Source organism: Faecalibacterium sp. AF10-46, from assembly GCF_003604105.1.
In the GTDB taxonomy this organism is placed as follows: domain Bacteria; phylum Bacillota; class Clostridia; order Oscillospirales; family Ruminococcaceae; genus Faecalibacterium; species Faecalibacterium taiwanense.
Genome location: NZ_QVGY01000004.1, coordinates 193,079 through 204,942, shown reverse-complemented (window position 1 = coordinate 204,942; position 11,864 = coordinate 193,079). Strand labels below are relative to the sequence as shown.

Below are 11,864 nucleotides of genomic sequence, written 5' to 3'. Positions count from 1 at the left end.
CTACAAGAAAGAGATGTTTGGCCGCTTTATTGATGATGAAAAGATGTTTGATTGGGACAGTGCCTATATCAGTCAGGTTCTGCACAGCCCAGTCTACGCCGGACACATCATCTACGAAGCCAAGCCCACCGTGTCCATGAAATCCAAAAAGCGCCGTTATATTCCGTTTGAAGAACGCGCTATCGTTCCGAATACACATGAAGCAATCATCCCACAAGACCGCTGGGAAAACGTGCAGCGAATCCTTTACAGCCGTTCCGGTTGTTTTATGTGTGATAAGACCGACTACGACAATATCTTCAAGGGCATCGTCCGCTGTGCAGACTGCGGCAGAACGATGTTAGTCAAGGTCGAGCACAGGCGCAAACGTAACAGTGTTCTGGATCAGACCTTTTATTGTTGCAGCACTTATCGGAAATATGGTGCGAAAGCCTGTGACTCTCATAATTTGGAAGCCCGTGTTCTGCATGAAGCTGTCTTTGCGGACATTCAGGCACACGCAAAGGCCGCTGTGAGCAATCGGGAAGCCCTTGTAAAGAAGATTGCAAATCAGATGCATCTCCGGGTGTCCTCTGACCGGGCGCAGCACAAACGGGATTTGAAGCAGTGTAAAGCACGAATCGCAGAAATCGAAGACCTGTATGCAAAACTTTATGAGGACGTATCAAAGGGACTTCTCCCGGAGAAACGTTTTCAAATGCTTGCGGATCGCTACGACAAAGAACAGGCTGAACTGACCGACAAGATTGAGCAGTACGAGCGGGAAGGCCGTGCTGAACACGATCAGCTGGACAAGATTCAGGATTTTATTGATGAAGTCAGCAAGTACGCTGGCATCACCGAACTGAACTATAAGATTCTGCATCAGCTGATTGACAAGATTCTGGTATCCAAAGCGGAAAAGGTCGATGGCGAATACGTCCAGAAAATCCAGATTTTCTATCGCTTTATCGGCCCATTGGATGCCATCGAGTAACAATGTCAGAAAAGTCACCTCCGAGAACTATCCTACAGACGCAGGGCGCGAGGGTGAAGCGATTTTCCGCCGTGTGTATGCTCTTGCCGGAAGCAAACTCCCCATCAAGCGGCTGTGGATCAGCAGCATGGAGGATGCTGCCATCCAGCAGGGCTTTGAAAACCTGAAAGATGGTGCGGCCTACGACAACCTGTTTGCGGCGTCCGAGTGCAGAGCAAAAGCGGACTGGCTGATCGGCATGAACGGAACCCGTGCCTTTACGAAAAAGTACGGCAGAAAACAGACCATTGGCCGTGTGCAGACCCCGACGCTGGCGATGCTGGCCGAACGGCAGACCAAAATCCAGAACTTTGTAAAAGAACCTTATTATAAAGTGGAACTGTCCGGTGGGGACATGGTCGCAGTATCAGAACAGATGGCGCAGGAGCAGGATGCAGATGCTATGCAGGCTGCTTGCGATGGGCAGTGCGCCGTGGTTGGCAGCATCGAGCGAAAGAGGGTGGAAAAGAAGCCACCGAAGCTGTATGACCTGACGACCTTGCAGCGAGAAGCAAACCGCTATTACGGCCTGACCGCCAGCCAGACCTTGCAGGCATTGCAGGAACTGTATGAAGAAAAGCTGGTGACATACCCCAGAACAGACAGCCAGTTTGTGACCGAGGATATGCGCAAGACGGTGGAATCTCTGGTACTGGCCTTAGATGGCGCGGCGGCAGACGTAAGCTGCGTTATCAACAACAGCAAGGTCACAGACCATCATGCGATCCTGCCGACCATGCAGAGCGTAAAATGCAGCAAGGAAAAACTGTCCGAAACCAAACAGAGGATTCTTTCACTCATTATCTGGAAACTGCTGCTGGCCGTGCAGCCGCCGTTCATCTATGAGGATGTGCTGGTGACGGTATGCTGTCAGGGACAGAATTTTACAGCAAAGTATAAGGAAATTTTGCAGCCCGGATATACGGCAAAGCCTGTTCCGTTCGTAGAGCCGGAAAAGGACAAGGATGGGTCACTTCCGAAAAAGATGGAGCAGGGAATGGTTCTTCCTGTGGTACGGGCAGAGAAAAAGCAGGGCTTTACTTCACCGCCGAAAGTCTACACCGAAGATACCCTGCTGTCGGCCATGGAAACAGCAGGCAACAAGGAATTTGAAAAGGACACTGAGAAGAAAGGTCTGGGAACCCCTGCAACGCGCGCTGCGATTTTGGAAAAGCTGGTATCCTCCGGCTATGTGCAGCGTAAAGGCAAGCAGATGATTCCCACGGAGGACGGTGTGGCCGCGATCCGCAATATCCCGGACTACCTGAAATCTGCCAGCATGACAGCCGAATGGGAAAATGACCTGCTGCGGATGGAGCGCGGTGAGATCAAGCCCCATGATTTTATGCAGGGAATCCATGGACTGATCGACAAGATGCTGGCTGACCTCCGGCAGATTCCTACCGTCGCGGCAGCTCCCCATCATAATAAGGTAAGCGTAGGAAGCTGCCCGGTCTGCGGAAACCCTGTACATGAGAGTAAGCTCAGCTTTTGTTGTGCAGACCGCAGCTGCAAATTTGCCCTCTGGAAAGAAAGCAGATACTTGGCCAATATGAGAAAAACGCTGGACAAGAAGATGGCGGTAGACCTTTTGAAGAAAGGCCGCACCCATGTAAAAGACTTTTATTCCGTGAAAAAAGATAAAACGTTCGCTGCCGATCTTGTGATGCGCGTCGAAGATGGCCGCGCACAGTACAGTCTGGAATTTCCCAAAACACCGATGAAAGAGAAAACATAAAGGAGGTTTGACCCTTGCCACAGATTAACGATATTCGAGAATTGGCGCAGCAGAACGCCCGGTATGTCAGTAACTCGCCACAGGACTGGATGAGTTATCTGGATGTGGCGGCGCGGCTGTACCGCTATTCGTTCACCGATACGCTCCTGATCCACGCGCAGCGGCCCGATGCAACCGCCTGCGCAGAACTGGAACTCTGGAATCAGAAAATGAGCCGATGGGTCAACCGTGGTGCAAAAGGCATCGCGCTTCTGGATGATACCGGACCGCGTACCAAACTGCGGCATGTGTTCGATATTGCTGACACCCATCTAGTGCGAGGCGGAAAGACACCGCTCTTATGGAATCTGGACAGCCACGAGCATGAGCAGACGATCTTAGACCATCTGGCAGATACCTATGGCTTATCCCAGACAGACAGCATGAATGCTGCCCTGCTGGAGCTGGCACAGCAGTTGACCGCTGATAATCTGGATGAAGCGATGGACGGTTTGGCCTATGAGGTGGCAGGCACTTTTTTGGAAGAACTGGACGAAGATAACATCCGTGTCCGCTTCCGGGAACTGATGACCAACAGTATTTTCTATACGCTTTCCCGCCGCTGCGGGCAGGAGCCTATGGATGTGCTGGACGATGATGACTTTATCCGTATCGTGGATTTCAACAAGCTGCCGGTGCTGTCGTTCCTTGGTAACGCGGTTTCCGAACAGTGCGAAGCGGTTCTTTTTGATATTGGCCGTGAGATGCGGAAAATTTACAAAAAAGAAATCACGCAGCAGCTTGAAAAATCCGTTGACAGCTTGTATAATACCAATACGGACTTTAACACATTAAAGCACGAAACCAAAGAAAACACGACCAAAGGAGGACAAGAAAATGGAGTTGACGTATTACCGCAAGGGAGATTATCTGTTCCCGAATCTGGCCGTGAAGGACGAGCCGCAGACCATCGGGAAGTACGGGATGCTGCGCAGGACGTACCTGAAAGAGAACCGCAAGAACTGGTATCAGAGTATGCTGATGAGCGGCAGGCTGAACCAGCATCTGGCGCAGATCGAGGAAGCAGCGGAGAGCCGGGTAGAAACCCTGCTGGACAGTCTGAACGAGAAGTTCCCGGCACCGAGCAAGGAGAAGGACCCGCTGGCATGGGCGGCACATCAGAACAACCTGACGGCGATGGCAGAAGAAATCGTCTTGAAGGAATTGGTATACAATTAACCGAACCGACAACAGAACAGGATTTGAGCGAAGCAGAGGAAGAAATTGCCTCTGCTTTTTCTTTTCCTGATTTGCCGACCGTGGAACAGCAGATCCGCGCCATTGAAGCACCGATCCAGGCGCGGTATGCGGATGAAATTGCACTTGATTCCGAAGTGGTCGATGAAATCCTGCGCACGGGCAGCAACCGCAGCAAAGGTCAGCTTCGTCTGATCTACAATTTTATGGTCGAGAAAACCCCGGAAGAATACACGGAGTTCGTGAAAAACGAATATGGTACGGGCGGCAAAGGCTTTGAAATTGGCGGTGCGAAGTATGCAGTCTGGTTCGATGATTTAGGGCTGCGCATTGCGGCAGGTGGCACGGCAAAGGGCGGTACGATTGCCAATGCGTCTTTATCCTGGGAGGATGTAAGTAATCGTATCCATGAACTGCTCCGGCAGGGCGAGTATGCGCCGCAGGCGGTTCTGGATGCTGCAAGGCAGAATGCTTTGCAGGAACACGCGCAGACATTGGCTTATATGGAGCGCGACTTAGCCGATGGCGTTGCCGAAGCAGTGTTTCAGGATACAGAAATCTTCCGGGGCGGTTTCCCGGAACTGACAGACAGGCTGGCAGACTTGCTGGACGATACGGATTTTCTGACCGATCTCAATGAGAGATTGTCCGCGCTTGGGGAGGCCTATGCCGAAGATAAAGACCTGATGCGGATGCACTTTTATAAGCCGGATAAAGTGGCGGCGCTGTTCCAGCAGTTTGCAAAACCTTATCAAAACTACTCGGCGCGGGATGGCTTTCACTGGAATGAGTACAAACGATTCATCACGGAAGATGAAATCAATGGATATTTCACGCGGGGAAGCAATTACTCGGATAGTCGGCTGGCAATCTATTCGTTCTTTTTGAATCATGAGGACAAAAAAGAACGGGCTGACTTCCTGAAAGAGCATTACGGGATCGGCGGCAGCAGCCATGCACTCTGCGGGGCAGACGATTCTCACGAAGATCACGATGGCAGGGGCATTTCTTTGGAGCGTGGCTCATACGGGAACCCGGATGCAAGCGTTCATCTGAACTGGAATCAGGCCGCAGGCCGCATCGACCAGCTTATCCGTGACAGTGAGTATTTGAAGCCGGCAGACTACTCCCGGATGCCTGCTTATGAGCGCGAGCGGATGGCAATGCGGGTGATGGGATTCTATCACCATCTGCCGAACGAAGTGGAACGGCCTTATCCGCAAGACCTTTACCATGAAGATGGTCGAAAGGCTCTCGTCGAAAAGCTGGCAGACCCTGAACAAGCAACGGAACTTCTGGAGCAGATGGACACTGCACTGCTGTCTGTGCCAATGGATTCCGAAGAATATGAGCGCAAGGCAGAATCCCTCTCTATCCTGCACCAGTATGTCGAGGGAACGTACACGATTTTCCCGGAAAAAAAGAGGGCTGTTGAGATTGCGGTTCCTGAACAGGGGCAAATTTCCATGTTTGACTTCATGGAGCAGGAGCCGCAATCGAAAGAGCAGTCAACCGCCGCAGCGGTTGAAAAAACCCGCAAGGAACTGTACAGCAGGGAAAACGGCAGTTTCCTGTATCTTGAAAACGACCATCTGTACCGCGTTGAGCGTTCTAATGCCTACGACGTTTATCTGAAAGACATGGAAAATTCGGCGGTGGCTGGCCGTGTTATTTCGGTGCAGTCTTATGATGAAACACTGGCGAAGAATCCGCTGAACGATTTTCTGAAACTGGATGCCGACCACACCCAGAAAGACAGCCGCAGTATCTATAAAGAATGTCTGTACACGCTACTGGAAAAGGTAGAGCGCAGCGAAATCTATCCGTTGCTGCGTGACCGCGATACCACCGAGGAAGAAGCGGAAAATCTGATCCGTGAGAAAATTGAGGATTTGTTTGCTTCCAGTGAGGTGAAAAATGCCGCTTATTCTGAGGCATTTGACACATGGGCGCACTTCGGAGAGTGGATTCAGGAAGATATTTTCCAGCGCACCTATCAGGACGTTATTACGGACAGACGGGATGCTGTTGCACTGTATCAGGATAGCATGGATGCTCCGCAGTGGGTACGCGGCATTATGGTTCCGTATGCAGCGGAAGAAAAGACCGTTGAGCCGACCTTGCAGCCCCTGCCACTGGATGCCGCCAACGAGTATAACGCGCTGAAAGAGCGTTACCCGGATGCGCTGGTCGGTTATGAGCAGTACGGCAGCTTTGAGTTCTACGGCGAGGATGCAAAGCGCGTTTCGGAACTGCTTGGCAGCAAACTGTTGGAAAAGAAAACTGCACTCGGCAAAGTTGAGGTATCTGGTTTTCCGCGTGAACAGTGGGTTTCACAGGCAATGAAGCTCTGGAAGCAAGGGGAGAACGTCTATCTGTCCGGCCAGCAGGAAGATGGAACCCATGCCCAAACGAAATACTTCCGCAGAGAGGAATATCTGCCTGTTAATACCACCATCGAACTGGACGATAGAGAGTTCCGTGTGGATTCGGTGGACTTTGGAAATGGAACGGTCAGTTTGCAGGACATGACCCTTGCAAAAGAAGCCCGGTATCCGATTTTCCGAACGGAACAGCTGGAGTACATTCGGCATCTGTACGAACAGGCAGATGTACCGATGGAAGAAGCGGTTGAAATCACAGTCTTTACGGCTCTGCACAATGCGGGTGTGGCCTACGAGGATTTCTCCCCGGAGCAGATGGATGTGATCTATTCGGTGGCAGAAGCAGGCGGCGAGTTGGAAGAACTGCTGAATCCTGACTTCCCGCCAGAACAGATGCAGCTGATCGCAGATGTGCAGAACCGCACGGATGCCATCAGCCGTGCAGCAGCAGAGGAAGCCCTTGAACCGCTGACCCAGCAGCCTATGACCCCGGCAGAGGTCAACCATGCACGGCGGCAGCACAATCTTCCGCTGGACAGTGGAGCAGAAACAGAACAGCCTGCACAGCCCAAACAGAAACCTATGAACTTCCGCATTACGGACGATGATCTCGGCGCAGGAGGGCCGAAAACAAAGTATAAAGCCAATGTGGAAGCCATTCGGGTGCTGCAGACACTGGATGTAGAGCAGCGGCAGGCTACCGCAGAAGAGCAGGAGATACTTTCCCGGTATGTGGGCTGGGGCGGCATTCCGCAGGCGTTCGATGAAAGCAATGCGGAGTGGTCGAAAGAGTATGCCGAACTACAGTCCCTGATCACGGCAGATGAGTATAAGGAAGCCCGCGCCAGTACTCTGAATGCGTTTTACACTTCTCCTACGGTCATCAAGGCAATGTATGAAGCCCTGGGCAATATGGGATTGTCCAAAGGCAATGTGCTGGAACCGTCCTGTGGTGTCGGCAATTTCATGGGTCTGGTGCCGGACAGCATGGAGAAGATTCGGATGTACGGCGTGGAGCTGGATAGCATTTCGGGCCGCATTGCACAGCAGTTGTACCAGAAAAACAAGATTGCAGTGCAGGGCTTTGAAACGATGCAGTTCCCGGACAGCTTTTTTGACTGTGTTGTGGGCAACGTACCTTTCGGCAATTACAAAGTACCGGACAAGCGGTATGATCGCCACAATTTCCTCATCCACGATTATTTTATCGCCAAGAGCCTTGACCTTGTGCGTCCGGGAGGCATGGTGGCGGTGGTAACGTCCAGCGGTACGATGGATAAGAAGGATTCCTCTGTCCGTGAGTATCTTGCCAACCGTGCTGATCTGGTCGGTGCGATTCGTCTGCCGAACAATGCGTTCCAGCGCAATGCCAACACGGGCGTGGTTGCTGACATTCTGTTCCTGCAGAAGCGTGACCGTGCAGCGGTGGAGCGGGCTGACTGGGTGGATCTCGGTGAAACGTCGGAGGGATATTCCATCAACCAGTATTTTGCGAAGCGTCCTGAGATGGTGCTGGGGGAGATCACCACCGAAAGCACTCAGTATGGCAAGCAGGAAACCACGGTCAAGCCCATCGAAGGCGCAGACCTTGCCCAGCAGTTGAAAGAAGCAGTCGGAAATATCCATGCCACCATCACGGAGCCGGAAATCTCCGACGATGAACTGGATGTGCAAGAAGAACCCATTCCGGCAGACCCAAGTGTGAAGAATTTCAGCTTCACGAACGTGGACGGGCAGATTTACTACCGCGAAAACTCCTTTATGAATAAGGTGGAACTGCCTGCCGTAACTGCAGAGCGAGTGCTGGGCATGATCGCTCTGCGGGAAACCACCCGGAAGCTGTTGGATTGTCAGCTGCATGATGGTTCGGATGCGGAAGTACAGCTTTTACAGAATGAACTGAAACAGCAATACACCGCATTTAAAGCGCAGTATGGCCTTATCAACAGCACTGCCAATAAGCGGGCGTTCCGACAGGACAGCAGCTATTGTCTGCTGGCATCACTGGAAATTCTGGATGAGGAGAAGAATCTCAAACGGCTTGCCGATATTTTTACCAAACGTACCATCCGTAAGCCGGAGCCTGTTACCTCAGTGGACACGCCAAGCGAAGCTCTGGCACTTTCCATTGGTGAAAAAGCAAAGGTGGATATACCGTTTATGGTGCAGCTCTGCGGTAAACCGGAACAGGAGATCACGGATGAACTGGCAGGTGCGATTTTCCGAAATCCTGTGACACAGCAGTGGGAAACCTCGGATGAATACCTGTCCGGCAATGTTCGTGAAAAACTAGCCACGGCAGAAACCTTTGCGGCGAACCATGCAGAGTACCAGATCAATGTGGATTACCTAAAAAGGGTACAGCCCAAAGACCTGGATGCTTCGGAAATCGAAGTGCGGCTGGGTGCAAACTGGGTAAAACCGGAATACATCACGCAGTTTATGAAAGAAGTGTTCAAGACCCCGAACTACTATGCCGGGATTGACATTAAGGCAACTTATTCCGAAATTTCAGGTGCATGGAACATTTCGGGTAAGTCGCTGGATCGCGGCAATCCACTTGTTACCAATACTTACGGAACGATGCGGGTCAATGCCTATAAGCTGCTGGAAGATGCGCTGAACCTTCGTGATACCAAAATCTACGATACGATTCACGATGCGGATGGCGACCATCGTGTGCTAAACAAACAGGAAACCATGCTTGCGCAGCAGGCACAGGAATCCATTCGGGAAGCGTTTAAGCAGTGGATTTTCAAGGATTTAGACCGCCGTGAGGATTTGTGTGCGACCTACAATCGGATTTTCAATGCGATTCGTCCCCGTGAGTACGATGGCAGTCACATTCGTTTTGAGGGCATGACCCCGGAAATCTCTCTGATGCCGCACCAGAAAAATGCGGTAGCGCACATTCTGTACGGCAACAATACGCTGCTGGCGCATTGCGTGGGCGCAGGCAAGACCTTCCAGATGATTGCTGCCGGCATGGAGAGCCGCAGGCTGGGCCTGTCGCAGAAGAATCTCTATGTGGTACCGAATCACCTCACGGAGCAGTGGGGCGCAGATTTCCTGCGGCTCTATCCCAATGCCAATGTGCTGGTGGCAACGAAAAAGGATTTTGAACCCAGCAATCGAAAGCAGTTCTGCTCCCGCATTGCAACCGGCGATTACGATGCCATCGTGATCGGTCATTCGCAGTTTGAGCGTGTGCCGCTCTCCCCGGAACGGCAGAAAGCCATTGTAGAGCGTCAGATCGACGACATTACGCTGGCTCTGGCCGATGCTCGGAGTGAGGACAGCCGCAGTTTTACGGTCAAGCAGATGGAAAAAACAAAGAAAACGCTGGAAGCAAAGCTGCAAAAGCTGAACGACCAGACGAGAAAGGATGATGTGGTTACATTTGAGGAACTGGGTGTTGACCGTCTATTTGTGGACGAGTCGCATTTCTATAAAAATATGTTCCTCTACACAAAAATGCGAAATATCGCAGGTATCGCCCAGACCGATGCACAGAAGTCCAGCGATATGTTTGCAAAGTGTCAGTATCTGGACGAACTGACAGGCGGCAAGGGCGTGACCTTTGCAACCGGAACCCCGGTCAGCAACTCGATGGTGGAGCTGTACACCATTATGCGGTATCTCCAGTATGACACCCTGCAGAAGATGGGACTGAGTCACTTTGATGATTGGGCGGCATCCTTTGGTGAAACCGTCACGGCAATCGAACTTTCGCCGGAAGGAACCGGCTACCGTGCGAAAACACGTTTTGCCCGGTTCTTCAATCTGCCGGAGCTGATTTCTCTGTTCAAGGAATCGGCAGACGTGCAGACGGCGGATATGCTGAACCTGCCTGTGCCGCAAGCGGAATACATCAACGAAGTGCTGAAACCGAGCGAAACACAGGAAGAAATGGTGAGTTCCTTTGCAGACCGTGCCGAGGCTGTACGCAACGGCAGCGTGAATCCGAAGTTCGATAACATGCTCAAGATCACCAACGATGGCAGAAAACTGGCACTCGACCAGCGGCTTATGAACGAGATGCTACCGGATGAGCCGGAGAGTAAGGTGAATCGCTGTGTGGACAATGCGTTCAAGGTCTGGGAAGAATCTGCGCCGGACAAGGGAACACAGTTGATCTTCTGTGACTTATCGACACCAAAAGCCGATGGCACATTCAATGTTTATGATGATGTGCGGGAGAAGCTGGTGGCGAGAGGTGTTCCCCGTGAAGAAGTGGCATTCATTCACGAGTACAACACGGAAACCAAAAAGGCAGAGCTTTTTGCAAAGGTGCGTGCCGGACAGGTGCGTATCCTGATGGGGTCTACACCAAAACTTGGCGCAGGAACCAATATTCAGGATCGGCTGATTGCCCTGCATCATCTGGATTGCCCGTGGAAGCCGTCTGACCTGGAACAGCAGGAGGGACGTATTCTCCGGCAGGGAAACCGAAATAAGCAGGTGAAAATCTATCGTTACGTCACGGAAAATACGTTTGATTCGTACATGTGGCAGATTCTGGAAAATAAGCAGAAGTTTATTTCCCAGATCATGACTTCCAAATCCCCTGTTCGTGCCTGCGATGATGTAGATGACACTGCACTGTCCTATGCAGAGATCAAGGCACTGGCAACCGGCAATCCCTACATCAAGGAAAAGATGGACTTGGATATTCAAGTCAGTAAGCTGAAACTGCTGAAAGCCAACCACACCAGTCAGATTTATAACTTGGAATCGGATATTGCGCGTCGCTATCCACGAGAAATTACTGCGGCAAAGGGTCAGATCGAAGCACTGAAAACGGATATGGAAGCGGCAAAACCGCTTCTGGCGCAGGATAAAGACCACTTCTCTATGGAAATCAGCGGCAAGGTGTACACCGAACGCAAGGAAGCGGGCGCGGCCATCATCGAGGCTTGTAAGGCTTTGAAGGCGGCTGGTACCGAGGGCAGAATCGGCAGCTACGGTGCGTTTGAACTGCATTCCCGGTTTGACAACTTCGATAAGGTGTTCCGATTGTCCATCAAGGGCGCATGGAACTACTCAATGGAAGTCGGCAAAGACCCGCAGGGCAACATTCTGCGCGTTACCAATGCGCTGACAGGTATCGAAAGGTCTTTGCCACAGGTGGAGCGCAGACTAGAAACCTTGGAACAGCAGTTGACGCAGGCAAAGGAAGAAGCCAAACGTCCTTTCGCGCAGGAAGCAGAATTGGCCGAAAAATCTGCGCGCCTTGCGGAGCTGAACGCTCTGCTCAACATGGATGAAAAGGGCAGTGAGGATGCGCTGGGAGTGGATGAGGATGCAGCCGAAACCGAGGTTGCAGATAAGCCACGTCAGCCTGTGAACTACGCAGGCCGCGTTGCAGAGCGCACTGCGGACAATGTGCGGAAACCCTCTGTGCTGGCACAGCTTCATGCAAAACAGGTAGAACGCAGCGTAGAACCGCAGAAATCCCAGAAGCGGAAAAGTCACGATATGGAACTGTAAA

At 51.8% G+C, this 11,864-nt stretch carries 4 protein-coding genes; all 4 read left to right on the top strand.

Features of this window, described 5'->3' with window-relative positions:
• Nucleotides 1-976, top strand: a 976-nt coding sequence (locus DWV57_RS06840; RefSeq protein ID WP_120020351.1) for a DUF4368 domain-containing protein, incomplete at its 5' end; no start/stop codon positions are given.
• Nucleotides 963-2,753, top strand: a complete 1,791-nt coding sequence (locus DWV57_RS06835) for a type IA DNA topoisomerase (RefSeq protein WP_165853674.1) — start codon at nucleotides 963-965, stop codon at nucleotides 2,751-2,753. The genes DWV57_RS06840 and DWV57_RS06835, both read left to right, overlap by 14 nt.
• An 876-nt stretch (nucleotides 2,754-3,629) precedes the next feature.
• Nucleotides 3,630-3,971 (top strand): TnpV protein, encoded by a 342-nt coding sequence (locus DWV57_RS14770; RefSeq protein ID WP_243112316.1) that lies wholly within the window; start codon nucleotides 3,630-3,632, stop codon nucleotides 3,969-3,971.
• Nucleotides 3,899-11,863 (top strand): DEAD/DEAH box helicase family protein, encoded by a 7,965-nt coding sequence (locus DWV57_RS14765; protein WP_347562378.1) that lies wholly within the window; start codon nucleotides 3,899-3,901, stop codon nucleotides 11,861-11,863. The genes DWV57_RS14770 and DWV57_RS14765 overlap by 73 nt, the downstream gene beginning before the upstream one ends.
• Nucleotide 11,864: the final 1 nt, after the last annotated feature.

Coding starts and splice junctions, on each gene's coding strand:
- DWV57_RS06835 (WP_165853674.1), top strand. CDS start 963: ATGCCATCGAGTAACAATGTCAGAAAAGTCACCTCCGAGAACTATCCT.
- DWV57_RS14770 (WP_243112316.1), top strand. CDS start 3,630: ATGGAGTTGACGTATTACCGCAAGGGAGATTATCTGTTCCCGAATCTG.
- DWV57_RS14765 (WP_347562378.1), top strand. CDS start 3,899: ATGGGCGGCACATCAGAACAACCTGACGGCGATGGCAGAAGAAATCGT.